At 58.8% G+C, this 17,309-nt stretch carries 14 protein-coding genes; 8 read left to right on the forward strand and 6 right to left on the reverse strand.

What is annotated here, in order from left to right; all coding sequences use genetic code 11:
• Window positions 1-43 precede the first annotated feature (43 nt).
• The 5 genes from QWJ46_RS03955 to QWJ46_RS03975 all read left to right on the forward strand — a co-directional run bounded on the left by QWJ46_RS03955 (window position 44) and on the right by QWJ46_RS03975 (window position 6,984).
• Window positions 44-1,426 carry an aspartate aminotransferase family protein gene (locus QWJ46_RS03955; RefSeq protein ID WP_302749138.1) on the forward strand — a complete coding sequence of 461 codons (1,383 nt, stop codon included), beginning with the start codon at window positions 44-46 and terminating at the stop codon, window positions 1,424-1,426.
• Window positions 1,427-1,443: 17 nt separating this feature from the next.
• Complete coding sequence (ggt, locus tag QWJ46_RS03960; protein ID WP_302749140.1) at window positions 1,444-3,036, forward strand: gamma-glutamyltransferase; 1,593 nt, start codon at window positions 1,444-1,446, stop codon at window positions 3,034-3,036.
• 17 nt (window positions 3,037-3,053) lie between these two features.
• On the forward strand, window positions 3,054-4,487 hold the full coding sequence (locus QWJ46_RS03965; protein WP_302749141.1) for an NAD-dependent succinate-semialdehyde dehydrogenase: 1,434 nt from the start codon (window positions 3,054-3,056) through the stop codon (window positions 4,485-4,487).
• 68 nt (window positions 4,488-4,555) lie between these two features.
• Window positions 4,556-5,617, forward strand: coding sequence for a phosphotransferase (locus QWJ46_RS03970; protein ID WP_302749142.1), 1,062 nt, complete (start codon window positions 4,556-4,558; stop codon window positions 5,615-5,617).
• Between the two features lie 44 nt (window positions 5,618-5,661).
• Complete coding sequence (locus QWJ46_RS03975; RefSeq protein WP_302749508.1) at window positions 5,662-6,984, forward strand: aspartate aminotransferase family protein; 1,323 nt, start codon at window positions 5,662-5,664, stop codon at window positions 6,982-6,984.
• A 174-nt stretch (window positions 6,985-7,158) separates the two neighbouring features.
• Here QWJ46_RS03975 and QWJ46_RS03980 read toward each other — a convergent pair whose 3' ends face one another.
• The 6 genes from QWJ46_RS03980 to QWJ46_RS04005 form a co-directional block, all read right to left on the reverse strand.
• Window positions 7,159-7,905, reverse strand: a complete 747-nt coding sequence (locus tag QWJ46_RS03980) for a ribonuclease activity regulator RraA (RefSeq protein WP_302749143.1) — start codon at window positions 7,903-7,905, stop codon at window positions 7,159-7,161.
• Between the two features lie 21 nt (window positions 7,906-7,926).
• Window positions 7,927-9,087: a mandelate racemase/muconate lactonizing enzyme family protein gene (locus QWJ46_RS03985; protein ID WP_302749509.1), complete on the reverse strand. Its 1,161-nt coding sequence runs from the start codon at window positions 9,085-9,087 to the stop codon at window positions 7,927-7,929.
• A 33-nt stretch (window positions 9,088-9,120) separates the two neighbouring features.
• Window positions 9,121-10,218, reverse strand: coding sequence for an ABC transporter ATP-binding protein (locus tag QWJ46_RS03990; protein WP_302749144.1), 1,098 nt, complete (start codon window positions 10,216-10,218; stop codon window positions 9,121-9,123).
• A 123-nt stretch (window positions 10,219-10,341) separates the two neighbouring features.
• The gene (locus tag QWJ46_RS03995) at window positions 10,342-11,232 is read right to left on the reverse strand and encodes a carbohydrate ABC transporter permease (RefSeq protein ID WP_302749146.1); all 891 of its coding nucleotides are present in this window, start codon (window positions 11,230-11,232) and stop codon (window positions 10,342-10,344) included.
• Window positions 11,229-12,188 carry a carbohydrate ABC transporter permease gene (locus tag QWJ46_RS04000; RefSeq protein WP_302749148.1) on the reverse strand — a complete coding sequence of 320 codons (960 nt, stop codon included), beginning with the start codon at window positions 12,186-12,188 and terminating at the stop codon, window positions 11,229-11,231. Before QWJ46_RS04000 ends, QWJ46_RS03995 begins: the two co-directional genes overlap by 4 nt.
• Before the next feature lie 72 nt (window positions 12,189-12,260).
• Entirely contained in the window at window positions 12,261-13,739 is a 1,479-nt protein-coding gene (locus QWJ46_RS04005; protein ID WP_302749150.1) for a sugar ABC transporter substrate-binding protein, read from the reverse strand.
• A 206-nt stretch (window positions 13,740-13,945) separates the two neighbouring features.
• On the opposite strand from QWJ46_RS04005, the gene QWJ46_RS04010 reads away from it, so the two are divergent.
• From QWJ46_RS04010 to QWJ46_RS04020, 3 genes are all read left to right on the forward strand, one after another.
• Window positions 13,946-14,656 carry a GntR family transcriptional regulator gene (locus QWJ46_RS04010; RefSeq protein ID WP_302749151.1) on the forward strand — a complete coding sequence of 237 codons (711 nt, stop codon included), beginning with the start codon at window positions 13,946-13,948 and terminating at the stop codon, window positions 14,654-14,656.
• 55 nt (window positions 14,657-14,711) lie between these two features.
• The gene (locus tag QWJ46_RS04015; RefSeq protein WP_302749152.1) at window positions 14,712-15,878 is read left to right on the forward strand and encodes a mandelate racemase/muconate lactonizing enzyme family protein; all 1,167 of its coding nucleotides are present in this window, start codon (window positions 14,712-14,714) and stop codon (window positions 15,876-15,878) included.
• A 61-nt stretch (window positions 15,879-15,939) separates the two neighbouring features.
• Window positions 15,940-17,301 carry a mandelate racemase/muconate lactonizing enzyme family protein gene (locus QWJ46_RS04020; RefSeq protein ID WP_302749153.1) on the forward strand — a complete coding sequence of 454 codons (1,362 nt, stop codon included), beginning with the start codon at window positions 15,940-15,942 and terminating at the stop codon, window positions 17,299-17,301.
• Window positions 17,302-17,309 lie beyond the last annotated feature (8 nt).

Consider the following 17,309-nt stretch of genomic DNA (forward strand, 5'->3'; position numbering starts at 1 on the left):
CCAGCGTCGCCATCGAAACACACCCATCATTTGGAGAACCACTGTGACCATCCTTCTCAATTCCCTCGAATCCCGCGACGCCGCCTTCGTTCTTCATCCCTACACCAACGCTTCGCAGCATTTGAAGGACGGCCCGCTGGTGATTGCCAAGGGGGAGGGGATCCACATCATCGACAGCGATGGCAATAAATACATCGAGGGGCTTGGCGGGCTGTTTTGTGCCTCGCTGGGTTTCAGCGAGCAGAGGCTGGTAGATGCGGCAACCCGCCAGATGAAGGAATTGCCCTTCTATCACAGCTTCGGCGGCAAGACGCATGAGACCGCGGTTGAGCTTGCCGACCGGCTCATCCAGCTTTCACCGGTGCCAATGTCGAAGGTGTTCTTCGCCAATTCGGGTTCCGAAGCCAACGACACGGCCATGAAGCTTGTCTGGTATTATCACAATGCCATCGGCAAGCCGGAAAAGAAGAAAATCATCTCGCGGATGCGAGCCTACCACGGCGTGACGATCGCTTCGGCCAGCCTGACGGGCCTTCCCAACAACCATCGCGATTTCGATCTGCCCATCGACCGGGTGCTGCATACGGATTGCCCGGAAATTTATCGTTACGGCCGCCCGGGCGAAACGGAAGAGGAGTTTGCGACGCGCTGCGCAGATTCGCTCGAACAGATGATCCTCGCCGAGGGACCTGAAACCATCGGTGCATTTTTCGCCGAGCCGTTGATGGCATCAGGCGGCTGCATCGTCCCGCCGCCAACCTATTACGAGAAGATCCAGGCAATCCTCAAAAAATACGACGTGCTTCTGATCGCAGATGAGGTCATCTGCGGCTTCGGCAGGCTCGGCACTATGTTCGGCTCCGAAAGCTTCGGGCTTCAGCCGGATATGATAGTCATGGCAAAGCAGCTTTCGGCCGCCTATCAGCCGATATCCGCACTGATGATCAATGAAAAGGTCCATTCCGCAGTCGTTGCCGAGAGCGAGAAAATCGGAACATTCGGACATGGTTTCACCTATAGCGGCCATCCCGTTGCAACCGCGGTCGCTTTGGAAACCTTGAAAATCTATGAGGAGCGCGACATTGTCGGTCACGTCAGGGATGTCGCCCCGGTATTCCAGCGACGCTTGAAGGAGCTTGGCGACCATCCGCTCGTTGGGAACGCCCGCGGCCTCGGCCTCATCGGGACCCTCGAACTGGTTCGCAATAAGGAAACCAAAGAGCCGTTCAAGCCGACGGACGGCATTGCCATTCACGCAGGCAAGCAGGCCCAGGTCCACGGCGTCATCACGCGCGCCCTTGGCGACAACTACTCGCTTTGCCCGCCGCTAATTATTACCGAAGCACAGATCAACGAATTGTTCGACCGCTCCACCCGTGCGTTAGATGACACTTACACATGGGCTAGGGCGACCGGCCTCTACTGAGCGAAGGAATCGACGACATGCGAAATTTCGAAATGCCGGGAAGATCAATAGCCGTCGGCCGCAATGGAATGGCAGCAACATCGCATCCCATGGCGACTTTGACTGCGATCGATATCCTCAAAGCGGGCGGCAAGGCGATCGACGCTGCGGTGGGTGCTTGTGCCGTGCAATGCGTGGTCGAAGCCGGATCCACCGGCATCGGCGGTGATTGTTTTGCGCTCCTCGCATTCAATGGCAATGATAATATCGTTGCCTATAACGGCTCGGGCCGCACGCCTGCCGCCGCGCATTTCGAGTGGTATCGGGACAACGGCATCGCCTCGATCGAGCGATCGTCGCCGCATGCGGTGACGGTTCCCGGCGCGGTGGATGCATGGGCGCGTCTGGTCGCCGATCACGGAAGGATGCCGCTCTCAGAAATTCTCGCTCCCGCGATAGCGTTGGCGCGCGACGGCTACGGGATCACGCCGCGAGTTGCCGCCGACATCTCCAATCAACGCGAATTGTTGCTGCGCGATTCTTCGACGCGCCGCATTTTCCTGGCCGATGACCAGGTCCCGCGTGTCGGATCGGTTCAACGGCAGGCGGAATTGGCTCAAACGCTGGAGACGATAGCAGCCTTGGGGCGTGACGGCTTCTATCGCGGCCCCGTGGCGGAAGACATGGTGGCGCGGCTGAATTCGCTCGGCGGGCTCCATACGCTTGAGGATTTTGCGTCTGCTGCCGGCGAATATGTGAAGCCGATCAGCGCGACCTATCGAGGCTGGACGGTGCATGAATGCCCGCCGAACGGGCAGGGTATCATCGCTCTGATGATATTGAAGATCCTTGAGCGTTTTGAACGCAATGGCGATCCGCTCGGCGCTGATAATCTGCACATCGAAATCGAAGCCACTCGACTGGCCTACGCGGCCCGCGATCGGTGGATAGCCGACACCACGGTATCGGATGTTCCGGTCGATTTCCTGCTGTCCGAAGAACTCGCCGATAGTCTTGCCGCCAAGATCGACATGCACGGGGCTGCCGACGCCACGGCGGCTCTCGATGGTGTCGAGCATGCGGACACAGTCTATATTTCGGTTGTCGACAAGGACCGAAATGTTGCGAGCTTCATCAACTCCATCTTCCATTCCTATGGAAGCGGTCTGATGGCGCCAAACTCCGGCGTGTTGTTCCACAATCGCGGGCAGAGCTTCAGTATGAAACAGGGCCATCCGAACGCGATAGGACCGCGCAAGAGGCCTATGCACACGATCATCCCGGGATTGGTGACACGCCATGGCAAAACCGTTTTGTCGTTCGGCGTCATGGGCGGGCACTATCAGGCAATGGGCCACGCCCACTTCCTCTCCAAACTGTTCGACTTCGGTCTGGATATCCAGAGCGCGATCGATCTGCCTCGGCTCTTTCCGCTCCCCGGCACGGCGACGGTCGAGGCCGAAGCGCGTCTTCGAACCTCCATTGGTGAAAATCTCGAAGCGCGCGGTTTCAAGGTTGTCGCGCCGAATTGGGCGATCGGCGGCGCCCAGGCAATCTGGATCGACGATCAATACAATGTTCTGCTGGGCGGTTCCGATCATCGAAAAGATGGTTGCGCGCTCGGCTACTGACGGTAATGGAGTGCGAAATGCCGGCTTATCCGGATACCCAGCTTTACATTGATGGACACTGGAGGGACGGTTCGAACGCCCGCCTTTCCATCGTCAATCCCGCCACAGGTGAGGTCATCGGCCGCGTTTCAAATGCCGGCAGGAATGATCTCGACCAAGCGCTGTCGGCCGCCGCCGCAGGGTTCGCGCAATGGCGGCAAGTCAGTGCGTTCGAGAGAGCAAAGCTTATGCGACGAGCCGCCGAGATCCTGCGCGGCCGCTCGGCGGAAATCTCGCGGCTGATGACGTTGGAGCAGGGCAAACCGTTGGCGGAGGCCGGGGCTGAAACGGCGGGCGCCGCCGACATCATCGAATGGTTTGCCGAAGAGGCTCGCCGTAGCTACGGCCGCCTGATCCCCCCGAGAGCGACCAATGTCAGGCAAATGGTGATTAAGGAGCCTGTCGGTCCGGTGGCGGCCTTCAGCCCCTGGAACTTCCCCTTGAACCAGGCCGTGCGGAAAGTCTCGGCGGCCCTTGCAGCCGGCTGCTCGATTATTTTGAAGGGGCCGGAGGAGACGCCGGCAAGCTGCGCCGAACTTGTTCGCGCCTTCGCCGATGCCGGCCTGCCGGCAGGCGTTCTCAATCTGGTTTTCGGAATTCCGGCCGATATTTCAAGTCACCTCATCCCGCACCCTGTCGTCCGCAAGATCTCCTTCACCGGATCGACCCCGGTTGGAAAGCAATTGGCTTCGCTCGCCGGCGCCCATATGAAGCGCGTCACGATGGAACTCGGCGGCCATGCGCCGGCTCTGGTTTTCGATGATGCGGATATCGATCTTGCGGTCAGGATCATGGCCGGCGCGAAGTTTCGAAATGGCGGTCAGGTCTGCGTGGCTCCGACGCGCTTCCTCATCCAGGAGCGCGTCTTTGAAAAATTCCTCGGCGCCTTCGTCAAGGCGGCCGAGGCAGTCAATGTCGGCGATGGAATGTGCGACGGCGTAACCATGGGGCCACTTGCCAACCCCCGAAGGGTCGAAGCGATGGAAGCACTGACCGCCGACGCGGTGATGCGCGGCGCAAAGATCGCAACCGGCGGCAAAAGGATCGGCAATCTCGGCAACTTCTTCCAGCCGACGGTTCTGACGAATGTTCCACAAGACGCGCGCGTGATGAACGAAGAACCTTTTGGTCCGATGGCGATCGTCAGCGCATTTTCGGATTACGGTTCCGCCATTGCGGAAGCCAACCGCTTGCCATACGGGCTGGCTGCATACGCCTACACGACTTCGGCCAAGACGAGCGCCGACCTTGCGCGCGACATCGAAAGTGGCATGCTTTCTATCAACCACCACGGACTAGCGCTTCCCGAGCTGCCATTCGGCGGCATCCAAGATTCCGGCTACGGCTCGGAGGGCGGGGCCGAGGCGATGGAAAGTTACTTCAATACAAAGCTGGTGACCGAAGCGACGTAATCCGATTTTGCCCGCGAGCGACCCGAGAAAATTTCAAGAGACGTACCTAAAAAAGGTGGAACGGTACAATGTCAGCGTCAAATATATCTAAAACAGGTGTGCTCGGCGCCGAACTGGAAACTGCTTCTGTCCCGGTGCAATGTGACAAAGCGCAACAAATTGCGTGCGACTATTATGGCCTTGCTTGTCGCGCAACATGGCTGTGGGGCGAGAAGGACAGTAATTTTCACCTGATGCTCGAGGATGGCACGGCCTATCTTTTAAAAATCCTCAATCCTGCAGAGGATCCTCTCGTTACCTCCATGCACAGCTTAGCGCTCTTACATGTGGAGGAAGTGGATCCGGGGATTCCGACCCAGCGTGTCATTCGCACGCGTGACGGTGCTGCGGATTTTCGCTTCGTGGCGGACGACGGCAGCGAACGCAGCGTACGCATGGTCACGTTCGCGCCGGGCGTTGCGCAACGCACCGCGCCGCAGTCTCCTTTGCAGCGCCGGCGCGTTGGGGCAATGCTCGGACGTTTGCAAAAAGCGTTGAGGAGCTTTTCACATGAGGCCGCATCACATCGCATCACCTGGGATTTGAAACACGCGGCAGGGATGCGTGAAGTCCTGCCGACATTTGACGATCTACATCAGCGAACACGCCTCGAAAATGCGATCGATGAGTTCGAGATGGCGATTGTGCCGATCATGAACACGTTGGATGCCCAAGTCATTCACAACGACTTCAACATGGAAAACATCCTTGTCGATACGACAATGCCGGATACGATCACTGGCATCATCGATTTTGGCGACATGGTGCACGCCCCGACAGTTTTCGACGTGGGTGTCGCTGCTGCCTATCAGATCGGGGATGAATCTGATCCGATAGGGGCGATGTGCGACCTTATCGGGGGATATCGCAGCGAATGCTCGCTATCAGATGCCGAAATCCCCCTCATCTACAAGGCAGCGGTCATGCGGTTGGTGATGCGGCTTTGCATTCCGAAATGGCGCGCACAGCTGTTCCCCGAGCACGCTCAACGCCTGACCGCCCAAACTGCGGGCGTTTGGGCGCAATTGGCGCGCCTTGACGCAATTCCAAGATCCGTCGCTATCGAAAGACTGCGCGAAGCCAATCGGTGATCAAAAGCATGAAAAAAACCGTTTCCCACATACCGAGCGCACCAATGGTCAACGGGTTCGACTCGGCACGGCTTGACAGCCTGCCGGAACGAGAGCGCAAGATGATCGAGCGCCGACAGATGTTACTCGGATCGTCGTATCGGCTCTTTTATGAGAACCCAGTCCATGTCACCAGGGCCAAGGGCGTATGGCTATATGGACCGGGCGGAGAAGCCTATCTCGACGCTTACAATAACGTGCCGTCGGTCGGTCATTGCCACCCGCACGTTGTGGAGGCGATAAGTTACCAGGCGTCGCAACTCAATACCCATACACGTTATCTGAACGAGCAAATCCTCTCCTACTCAGAAAGGCTTTTGGCGACATTTCCGGCCGAACTCGACCGCGTCATGTACACCTGCACCGGAAGCGAGGCGGTCGATCTGGCGCTACGGTTGGCACGCCATTATACCGGTGGTACGGGTATCATCATTACGGAGAACGCCTATCATGGCGTTACGGCATCGGCGGCGGAAATCTCGCCGTTGCTTGGGGACAGCGTACCCCTTGGCCGGCATGTGCTGACAGTGCCGGCGCCCGACACCTATCGCGCCAATGGTCGCGGTGTCGGTGCGGCATTGGCGGACGACGTCGCTAAAGCGATTGGCCACATGCGCCGCCGGGGTATCACGCCAGCCGCCTTTATCGCCGATAGCATCTTTTCCTCCGATGGCGTTTTTGCCGATCCGCCCGGTTTCCTCAAACCCGTCGTTGATGTGCTGAAAAAAGCTGGCGTGCTTTATATCGCTGACGAGGTGCAGCCCGGCTTCGGGCGACTAGGCACAAACATGTGGGGTTTCGCGCGTCACGAAGTCATCCCGGACATTGCGGTGACCGGCAAGCCGATGGGTAACGGAATGCCAATTGCAGCGGCCATTATGAAGTCGGACATCCAGGAGCGTTTCGGCCGGGATATACGTTACTTCAACACATTTGGGGCCAACAACGTTTCTTTAGCTGCTGCCTCTGCTGTACTTGACGTTATCGAGAACGAAAATCTTATGCAAAATGCGCGCAAGACGGGGGACTACCTGCGTGCAGGAATGAAGAGCCTGAAAGACACATTCGCTTCTATTGGAGATGTACGCGGCAGCGGTTTGTTTCTCGGATTGGAGTTTGTACGCAATCAGGACAGCCGCGAGCCAGATAGCACCCTCGCGCTCAAAGTTGTTAGCGAGCTTCGTGATCGGCGTGTGTTGATAAGTGCCTCAGGACTGAATGGTAATGTTCTCAAAATTCGGCCGCCGCTCCCTTTCTCTCGCGAAAATGCTGATATGCTGCTCAACGCACTGCAGGATGCCCTTGTCGAAATAGGAGGTGAGGGCTGAGTATGGCGGCTCTTCAATGGGGCGCGTGATTAGAAGCGCGTGGTCTTCACTCGGCGTCGCCATTATCGCGCGGGACCACGTCGATCTGGACCATCTCTTGAATGAACCATCCCGTCCATGGCGGTTCAGCGATTTCGGTGCCCGACGCGGCTCTGAAAGTTCGCAACGCCCCAACTAATTTGTTCCCGAGCGGTTTGTTCGGCGCCACTCTTCGTACTCTGCGCGGGCATCGTCATGCAGTGGGTAATAGCGCTGCAGCGACCCGCCCCCCATGAGCTTCACTCGCGAGAACTCCTCCCAATCGTGATGCTTTTGCGATTCCTCGATGACCTTCGAGGCCATGGCCACTGGAAGCACCACCACCCCGTCATCGTCGGCGACTATGATGTCTCCGGGGATTACCGTGACACCGCCGCAGGCAATCGGAACGTTAACGGCGTTCGGATAGATGCTGGTCTGCACATGGTAGTTGGGCGTCCAGCCCCGCAGCCAGAGTGCGAGATCGAGCTTTTCGACATTGGGCCGATCGCGCATGCACCCATCGATCACGATGCCGGAGCCGCCCCTGCCTTTGAAATAGGTCGACATCATGTCGCCGAAGACGCCTGAGCTCATGTCGCCGCGCGCGTCGACCACGACCACATCGCCCTCCTGCACGTGGTAAAGCACATGGCGGTGCAGCTGCGTCTCCGGATCTGCATATTCTCCCTCGGTGAAGAGGTCGGGCCGCTGCGGCAGGAACTGAAGCGTCAGCGCCGGGCCGACGATGGACTTCCCGCGGCGCTGCGATACCGGGCCGACCATGTGCGGATTGCGGAAGCCCATATGGCCGAGCGTACCGGCAATGGTCGCGGCGCCGATCTCCTTCAGTGCGTCGATTATGTCTCTGGGCGGTCGCGTAATATCGGGCGTATGCGTCATCTTAGGCTCCGGTGGATGAAACTACCAGTTGGTGACAGAACCGTCGCGGCGCTTCAGGTGGGGCGCCTCCCAGAAACGAAAGCTCTCCGCCTTGATCGCCTCTTCGTTGACCTCGACGCCGAGTCCCGGCAGATCGCTGACCGGATAGTTCGGGCCATCGAGCCGTGGTTGCACGGGGAAGAAGTCGGAATTGTCGAAGCCGAGCTTCGCTTCGGGCGCCCTGGTCTCGAGCCAGGCGAAATTCGGCACCGCGGCGGCAAAATGGATGGTCGCGGCCGTGCAGACTGGGCCAAGGGGATTGTGCGGCATCAGATCCACATAGTGCGCCTCGCTCCAGCCCGCGACCTTCATCGCTTCGGTGAGCCCGCCCACATTGCACACATCGAGCCGGTTGAACTGATGGATGCCACGCTCGATGTAGGGCAGGAATTGCCACTTGCTGGCAAATTCCTCGCCGATTGCGAACGGGATGTCGGTCATGGTGCGCAGGGATTCGTAGGCCTCGGGTGTCTCGTCTCGTATTGGCTCCTCGAGGAAATCAAGCACGCCACGATCGAGCTTGTTACAGAAGCTCGCCGCCTCGGCCACCGACAGCCGATGATGATAATCGATGCCGAGGACGATGTCGTCGCCCAGCGCCTCGCGCGCCTTGTTCAGCATCGCTGCGGTAGGGCCGATCGACTCCCGCGGCTCAAAGATGTCCTTGCTGCTTTGCCCGATGGGGAAGAAACGGATCACCTGCCACCCTTTTTCGCGCAGTTCGCGGGCTCGTTCGATGGCAACCTCGCCCTCGGCCTCGTCACCGGTCGAGGCGAAGGTAGGAATGCGGTCGCGCTGCTTGCCCCCCAGCAGTTGGTAGGCTGGAACCCCCAGCGCCTTGCCCTTGATGTCGTGAAGGGCAATGTCGATCGCGGAAATCGCCGCCTGCAGAACGCGGCCACCTTCGAAGTATTGGCTGCGATAAACCTCTTGCCATATCCGACCGATCTGCATCGGGTCGCGGCCGATGAGAAACTCGCGATAGTGTTCGATCGCACCGGCGACGGCCTTCTCGCGACCGCTCAAGCCGCTCTCGCCCCAGCCGAAGATGCCGCTGTCGGTCTCGACCTTGACCAGCATCTGGTTGCGCGTTCCGACCCATACCGGATAGGGCCTGATCGCCGTGATTTTAAGCTTCGTCATCCACACCCTCGTTTCACACGCATCCGCCTGCTCTCAGTTGGCCTTGAGTGCCATTTCCGTTTCGCCGTCAAACAGATGCATTCGCTCCTGATCGAACTCGAGCCAAATCTGTTCGTCGGGCGTGACCGCAATGGTCGGCGGCACGCTGACATTGACGATGGCGCCTGATAGGAACGCCTGCACGAAGGTGACATCACCGGTCGGCTCCACCGTGTAGGCTTTGGCAGGGACGCTCCCAGGCGTCGCACTCTTATGCAGCTTGATCGTCGAGTGGCGCGCGCCGAGCACGACTTTCTTGGTGGATGACCTTGCAACTTTCTGGGCATTTTTTGGCGAAAGCTCGAGGCGCCATCCCTCCGCGCTGATCAACACATTGTCGTCACTTGCCGTTGACGCCTCCAATGGGATTAGGCTCATCGCCGGGCTGCCGACGAAGCTGGCGACGAACATGTTTACCGGATTGGCAAAGACCTGCGCCGGAGTATCGTATTGCTGCAGATAGCCGCCGTTCATCACCGCCATCCTGTCGGCCATGGTGACCGCTTCGAGCTGATCGTGCGTCACATAGATGATCGTCGCCTTGAGATCCTGGTGAAAACGTTTGATCTCCGACCGCATCTGTACGCGCAGTTTTGCGTCGAGGTTGGAAAGCGGTTCATCCATCAGGAATACCGCCGGATCGCGAACGAGCGCACGGCCGAGTGCCACGCGCTGCTGTTGGCCGCCCGAAAGTTCGCGTGGCTTGCGCTCGAGGAGCTGCGTCATGTCGAGCACCCGCGCTGCTTCCCTGACCTTCTTGTCAATCTCGTCGCGTGGCAGTTTGCGCATCTGCAGCGGGAAAGCCAGATTTTTGTAGACCGATTTCTGCGGGTAGAGCGCGTAGTTCTGGAACACCATTGCGATGTCCCGGTCCTTGGGGTCGAGGTCGTTGACCACCCGCTCGCCGATGACGATGTCGCCGGATGTGATAGGGATGAGCCCCGCCACAAGATTGAGCGTGGTTGTCTTGCCGCAGCCTGAAGGGCCGACGAGCGCAACGAATTCGCCGTCGTTGACCGTCAGCGAAACTTTGTTGACAGCTTTGAAGCCGCCATAGGTCTTGATCAGATCTTTGAGGACCACGTGGGCCACCGGCAACTCCTCTAGAGCATGATGCCGAAAAGTGTGAGCGGTTTTCGGACGACGTCATGCTCTAACTCTTTAATTTAGAACAGGATTCAGATTTTAGGCCAACCGGCCTAAAATCATCCTGTTCTAGTGCTTGACTGCGCCTTCGGTGAGGGCGCGTACGAAGTATCGCTGCAGAACGAGAAACAGGACGACGACGGGCACGCTCATCATGAAGCTGGCCGCCATCAGGCCCGGAAAGTCCGTCGTGTTTTCCGAGAAAAAGCGCTGGATGCCGACCGGCAGCGTCAACTGCTCGTTCTTGGAGAGGAAGGTGTAGGCGTAGATGTACTCGTTCCAGGCGCCGATGAAGGAATAGATCGCGGTGGCGATGATTCCTGGCGCCGAGAGCGGCATGACGATCAGGAGAAAGGCCTGAAACCGCGTTGCCCCGTCGATGCGCGCCGCCTGCTCGAGTTGCACCGGGATGTTGTCGTAGAAGCCCTTGAGGAGCCAGATTGCCAGCGGCAGGCCGAATGTAAGGTAAGTCAGAACAAGCGACCCGTGCGTGTTCACCAGCCCGATCGCGCGCATCAGGATGAAGAGCGGCACGAGGAAGATCACTGCCGGGAACATGTTGCGAAGCAAGACGGCGAAGAACAGAAAGTTCCGGCCCGGGAAGGTGAAGCGTGAAAACGCGTAGGCCGCAGGAACGGCCACGATCACCGAAAGGATGGTCGTAGCGGTGGAGACGAAAAGGCTGTTCCAGAAGAAGCGCAGGAAGTCCTGGCCGACGCTGTTTTGCGGATCGAGCAGCTTCTGGTAGCTGGCAAGGGTCGGTTGGTCCGGCCACCATTGCGGCGGGAATTGCATCGCGGCGAAGCCGGACTTGATCGAGGTGATCAGCATCCAGACCATCGGTAATGCGGTGTAAAGCAGCATGAACACCAGGAAGATGCGCCCACCCCACCGCCATCCATCGATGCGCATACGGCGATGCGCGTGGGCACGATGAGCAGTCTCGGCAATCGCGCTCATGCGCTCCCATCCTTCTGCTCATTCCCGCTCAGCGCGCGGACGTAGAAGTAGCCGAGCGACATCAGGATCAAGAACAGCAGCACCGAATAAGCCGATGCTACCCCCCAGCGCTGGCGGCCGAAGGCGAGTTCATAAATGTGGGTGATCCAGATATGCGATGCGTTCGACGGCCCGCCGCCGGTCATGATCCAGGGGATGATGAAAGAATTGAAGTTGGCCACTGCCAGCAGAAGGATCGTCACCGTCGAGACGTTTCTCAAGTGCGGAAAGGTGACGTGCCAGAACCGCTGCCATGCATTGGCTCCGTCGACTTTTGCGGCGCGCAGCAACTGGTCGGGAACGGTCTGCAGGCCAGCCATCATCATGATCATGGCAAACGGAAACTCTCGCCAGATATTGACGACGATCAGCGAGGGCAGCACTGTGCTGACGCTGTCGATGAAATTCGGCGGCCGATCGGCCCATCCGAGGTCGACCAGCACCGCGCCGATTATCCCAAAGTCCGAATGGTAGATCCACTTCCAGATATAGGACGCGGCGACCGCGCTGATGACCCAGGGAATGATAAGGATGGCCCGCAGGATGCCGCGGCCGACAAAGTCGCGATGGAGCGCCAGTGCGCAAGAAAATCCCAGGACAAATGAGATGAGAGTGGATCCCAGTGTCCAGATAAGAGTGTTCGAGGTGACTTTCCAGAACACCGGACTTGTGAGGATGGCGGTGTAGTTGTCGAGGCCAACAAAAATCTTGTCCCGGAGCTGCAGGCCAGGCGGTGTATTGAAGAACGACAATTCGATTGTGTAATAGATCGGGTAGGCGATAACGATAAGCATCACGGCGATCGCGGGAAGCACGTACGCGTAGTCAGCGCGATGCTCCAAGATGTTTCGCAGCACGCCGGACCGATCGGATTGCAGTCTTCGGTGAGCCTCGGTCTTGCCAGTCAAGATCGTCACTGTGCGGTGCCCCTATTCTTCGGAACAAACCGGCTGCAATCGAGGTGCAGCCGGTCAGATCGTCAGGATTGACTAGAGTCCGCCGGCCATCAGGTCTTTTACCTTCTTGGCTGCGTCGTCCGCTGCCTGATCGACGGTCATGGCTCCGGTCAGGGCATTCTGCAGCATGTCCGGGATGATGATGTTCATGATCTCGGGCGACTGTGGCAGCGCCGGGAACGGGATGCCGTATGGCAGCATCGAGGTCGTGACATCAAGGAACTTGATGTTATCAAGACGTTCCTTCATCCATTTGGTCTTGAAGCCGTTCAGGTTACCCGGGTTCGAGCCGGCATAGGCCATCTTCAGCGACCATTCGGGGCTCGTCCACATGCAGATGATAGCCTTCGCAGCCGGCTCGTCTACCTTGCCGCCCTCGACATATTCGGGCTTCAGGATGTGGATGTTGGAGCCGCCAAACACGACGGCACGCTTGCCGTCGGGGCCAGTCGGAATGAGGCCGTAGCGCATGTTGTCGATGACGGTCTGCGCTTTTTCCTTGTCGCTGCCCGTCGTCTTCTTTTGCAGGTCGAGCATGACGTTATAGTCGGACGGGTGCGAGATCATCATGCCGAGCTGGCCAGCGAGGAAGAGGGGCTGGTTGTCGGCCTGCTGGTTGGTGAGCGCCGAGACCGGAACCGACTTGTCGCGAACATACATATCGTAGGAGGCTTGCAACGCCGCCTTGCTCTGCGGGCTATTGAGCTTGACCTCCTTGTAGGTCGGGTTGGCGGTCGCTTCGTCGAAGACGCCGCCGCCATAGGCCCACAGCTGCGGCATGAAGCGATACGGCGTATTGCCGGCATTCTTGCGAGCCACGAGGCCGTAGCCGGCAATGCCGAGCTTGTCGTGGATCTGCTTGGAATATTTGACGACATCGTCCCAGGTTGCCGGAGCCTTGTCCGGATCTAGGCCTGCACGCTTGAAGATGTCGGCGTTCCAGATGAACGCCATCGTCTCGTTATTGGTCGGAATGCCATAGGTCACCCCCTTCCACGTCACCGCCTTCATGGCGCCCGGCCAGAAATCCTCGGTGGAATAGCCCACATCCTCGGGTTTGAGCGGCTCCAGATAGCCCTTTGAGGCGAACTCGGTGCCGCCCAGAATTTGCAGGCGGACCGCCATGGGCGCTGCATTGCCAAGGAGCGCGGTCCGGAACTTGTCCAGCAGGTCGTTATAGGTGAGGGCCTGTTCCTCAAGCTGGATGTTTGGGTAGGTTTTGCGGAAAGTCTCGAAGAAGTCCTTGTAATACTGGCGCAGGAGGTCGGGGTCGCCCTCGAACACGCCCTGATACCAGAATGTCAGCCGTCCCTTATAGTCGAGGGGGGTGACCTTGCCGCAATCGGCCGCCGTGTCGAACTCCTGCGTGCCGGCAATGGAGCGCACATATTGCGGTGACCACTGGCTCAAGTCGACCGGCGCACTCAGCGCAGACACGGACATCAACGATACCATCAAAGCAGTGGATACAGTGCCGCGTACAACGACACCGCCGAGCGAAAGACTCGTCATAGGTATTCTCCCAGGTTTTTTCCCAAGCCGCTCTGCATTGAGGCGGTCTTGCTCCCAGGTCGTGGGATTCTCCCACTTAATGTATCCCTTCGACCTTATTGTACGTTTTCATGTCGGGGATTGTCTGTCAACTGAAGAAAATCGTACATTGTTTTGGGAGGTTTTGCATGATATCCCGTGAATGTGTGTATGGATTGGGGACAATCTTGACTGAAACAAGCGAATTTAAAGCGCAGCCGCCCGAGGGCATCGACGCTACAGGGGCGTCGAGCGAGGGTGCGTCTGTTTACCAACTGATCAGGGATGACATCATCGAAGGGCGGCTCGCGGCGAACGAGCGGCTCGTCATCACCGATCTGGCCCGGCGCCACGGCACCTCGACCAACCCAGTGCGGGAGGCTTTGCAACTGTTGCGCGGGGAGGGCTTTGTCACCTTTGTTCCCAATCGCGGAGCGCGCGTCCGGCCCATCGATCAGGACTTTGTTCGGGATATCTACGAGATCGGCGTTTTGATCGAGCCGTCACTGACGCGCTGGTTCGTGAATATGGCGACGGTGGAGGACATTGCTGAACTCGAAAGCATCCAAAGCCTCATTGAAGAGAATAACTTTGCCGACACGGTAAGGCATAGCGAACTGGACACTGCCTTTCATACCGTCATGTACCGGAAGCACTATAACCGACATGCCGCCGAACTTTGGTGGAAGCATCGCGAAGTGCTCCGAGCCGTGAGCCGCCGCTTCGATTTTACGCTTGCCCGGCGTGCAGCGATCCTGAGCGAGCATCGCGAGCTTATCGCGCATGTCAAAGCCGGAAGGGCGAACGAGGCAGCCGAACTTATTGCACGCCATGTCGAAGGCTCAGGGCGGCACATCCTCGAACACATGCGTGCGCGTAACGCCGCTCGGGCAGGATAGAATAGATGGCCTGAACTGTCGCTATCCCGACCATTTCAGAAAAAGGGCAGTTGAGATGAAAATCACCAACGTTCGGCCATGGCTCATCAGCTCGGATGCTTCTTATTGGGGAGAGTTTCTGTTTGTCGAAGTCACGACCGACGAGGGGGTGAGCGGCTGGGGAGAGATCACCACCACGACAAGGCTCGCCAATCGCGCCCTCTGCACGATCTTGCGGCAGATCGGCGCCGCTTTGATGGGCGAGGACCCGGCGCGCATCGAGTATCTTTGGCACAAGATATTCCGCAGCTTCACCTACATGGGCAGTCGCGGCGCCGCCGTCGAATGTGTGAGCGCCATCGACATAGCCCTTTGGGACATTCGAGGCAAAGTCCTTGGCAAGCCGATATACGAGCTATTGGGCGGAGCGGTGCGCGATGAAATTTCGCTCTACACCCATCCCAATCAGGCCAAGTTTACCAGCAAGGAAGCTGTGGTCAGGGAAATTCGAGACATCGTCGAGTCCGGCCACACGGCGCTCAAGTTCGATCCTTTCGCCTACCAGGGCAGTACCGCCGATGGACAGCCTCGCGAACAGCGGGACGGCTACCTCGATGGCAGCATGACCCGCAAGGATGAGCGTGAGGCCGCCGAACTCACCGCCCTGATCCGCGAAACGGCGGGCTCTGATGTCGACATCCTCATCGATGCGCATGGCCGGTTCGACGTTCCCACCGCCATTCGCCTTTGTCGGAGCCTTGAGGAGGCTGGTCAAATCGACTGGTTCGAGGAGCCCTGCCCACCGGAAAGTCTCAACGCTCTCAGACAGGTCCGCGAGAAGGTCAGCGCCGCTATATCCTGGGGCGAACGCGGCCACACGAAGTGGGATTTCGTGCCGGTGCTCGAAAACAGGCTCGCCGACTACATCATGCCGGATGTCACCTGGACCGGCGGCATTACCGAACTCAAGAAGATTTCCGCCCTGTGTGAAGCCTACTACATCCCGGTCTCGCCGCATGACGCCGCAGGGCCGATCAACGTCGTTGCCGGAGCTCAGGTGATGATGACCGTTCCCAACTTCTACAAACTCGAAACGTCGGAGTGGAACCTCAGCAAATACGATCACCTCATCGACAGGCCGCTCGATGTTTCGAACGGCAGCCTAAAGCTTACACCGAGGCCCGGTCTCGGCGTTGAGATGAACCGCGACTACCTTGAAAGCCACGAGATAGAGCTGGCCTAGCAACGCTCTACGCCGCCGCCGTGTGCGGCAACGAGCCCGCCGACCGAAGCGAGGATAAATCATGCCAGAGGCAAATGGAGCCGACGAGGCGCTCAATCGGGTCAACACGCATTCCAAGCCTTCCGACCTTCGCATAACCGACATGCGGGTAGCCGAAATTGTCGACGCGCCATTCACCTCGGTGCTGCTTAAGATTTACACCAACCAGGGCATTGTCGGGCTTGGCGAGGTCCGCGACGGTGCCAGCGCCACCTACGCGCTGATGCTGAAGAGCCGGTTGCTGGGTGAGAACCCTTGCAACATCGATCGACTGTTTCGCCGGATCAAGCAGTTCGGCGGCCACGGCCGGCAAGGCGGCGGCGTATCGGCGGTTGAAATCGCGTTGTGGGATCTTGCCGGCAAGGCCTATGGCGTCCCTATCTACCAGATGCTCGGCGGCCGCTTTCGGGAAAAAGTGCGCGTTTACTGCGATACCGACGCCACAGTGCCGAGCGGCACGGAAACCGGCAAGCGCCTCAAGCAGCGCATGGAGCTCGGCTTCACCTTCCTGAAGATGGATTTGGGACTGATGCAGATCGCGGATGTGCCCGGTGCGGTCGTGTTTCCCGCCGGCTCGTTGGAAGGATACCGCGACCGTCCCAGCCGCGGGCCGCTGAAGACCATTGAAGAGCGGCTTGTCCGCAACGCGGCCTACGATTTGCATAACGTTCAGCATCCGTTTACCGGCCTCCATTTTTCCGACAAGGGCCTCGACCTGCTCGAGCAATACATCGCCGAGGTGCGTGAGGTCATCGGCATGCAGGTTCCGCTTGCGATCGACCATATCGGCCATATCTCAATGCAGAACGGCATTCGCCTTGCCAGGCGAATTGAGAAATACGTGCCGGCCTGGCTCGAGGATGTGATCCCGTGGCAGTATACCGAGCAGTACCGCCAACTGCAGGACTCCACCACGGTGCCAATCTGCACCGGCGAGGACATATACCTCAAGGAGGGCTTCGAGCCTCTGCTCAAGAGCGGCGGCGTCTCCGTCATCCACCCGGACCTGCTCACCAGTGGGGGCATCCTCGAGACCAAGAAGATTGGCGATATGGCACAGGACCATGGTGTCGCCATGGCCATACACATGGCAGAAAGTCCAATCGCCGCAATGGCCGCCGCACACGTTGCGACCGCGACTGAAAACTTCATGGCGCTCGAATACCACTCCGCTGATGTCGATTGGTGGGACGATATCGTCACCGGCCTCCCGAAGCCCCTGGTGAAGGACGGCTTTGTCACTGTTCCGGACAAACCGGGCCTGGGGATCGACGACGTCGTCGACGAGGTGATCTCGCAGCATCTGCAGCCGGGGATCACCGGCATCTGGCAGCCTACGGATCACTGGGACGATGAGTATTCTTGGGATCGCACCTGGAGTTGAGCAGGCGG

This window comes from Rhizobium sp. CBN3, assembly GCF_030518245.1.
Lineage (GTDB): Bacteria > Pseudomonadota > Alphaproteobacteria > Rhizobiales > Rhizobiaceae > Rhizobium > Rhizobium aethiopicum_A.

Excerpts from the sequence above, each read along its gene's own strand:
- QWJ46_RS04015 (WP_302749152.1), top strand. The coding sequence starts at position 14,712 with ATGAAAATCACCAACGTTCGGCCATGGCTCATCAGCTCGGATGCTTCT.
- QWJ46_RS03995 (WP_302749146.1), bottom strand. The coding sequence starts at position 11,232 with ATGAGCGCGATTGCCGAGACTGCTCATCGTGCCCACGCGCATCGCCGT.
- QWJ46_RS03985 (WP_302749509.1), bottom strand. The coding sequence starts at position 9,087 with ATGACGAAGCTTAAAATCACGGCGATCAGGCCCTATCCGGTATGGGTC.
- QWJ46_RS04020 (WP_302749153.1), top strand. The coding sequence starts at position 15,940 with ATGCCAGAGGCAAATGGAGCCGACGAGGCGCTCAATCGGGTCAACACG.
- QWJ46_RS03975 (WP_302749508.1), top strand. The coding sequence starts at position 5,662 with ATGGTCAACGGGTTCGACTCGGCACGGCTTGACAGCCTGCCGGAACGA.
- QWJ46_RS03980 (WP_302749143.1), bottom strand. The coding sequence starts at position 7,905 with ATGACGCATACGCCCGATATTACGCGACCGCCCAGAGACATAATCGAC.
- QWJ46_RS04005 (WP_302749150.1), bottom strand. The coding sequence starts at position 13,739 with ATGACGAGTCTTTCGCTCGGCGGTGTCGTTGTACGCGGCACTGTATCC.
- ggt (WP_302749140.1), top strand. The coding sequence starts at position 1,444 with ATGCGAAATTTCGAAATGCCGGGAAGATCAATAGCCGTCGGCCGCAAT.
- QWJ46_RS03965 (WP_302749141.1), top strand. The coding sequence starts at position 3,054 with ATGCCGGCTTATCCGGATACCCAGCTTTACATTGATGGACACTGGAGG.
- QWJ46_RS03970 (WP_302749142.1), top strand. The coding sequence starts at position 4,556 with ATGTCAGCGTCAAATATATCTAAAACAGGTGTGCTCGGCGCCGAACTG.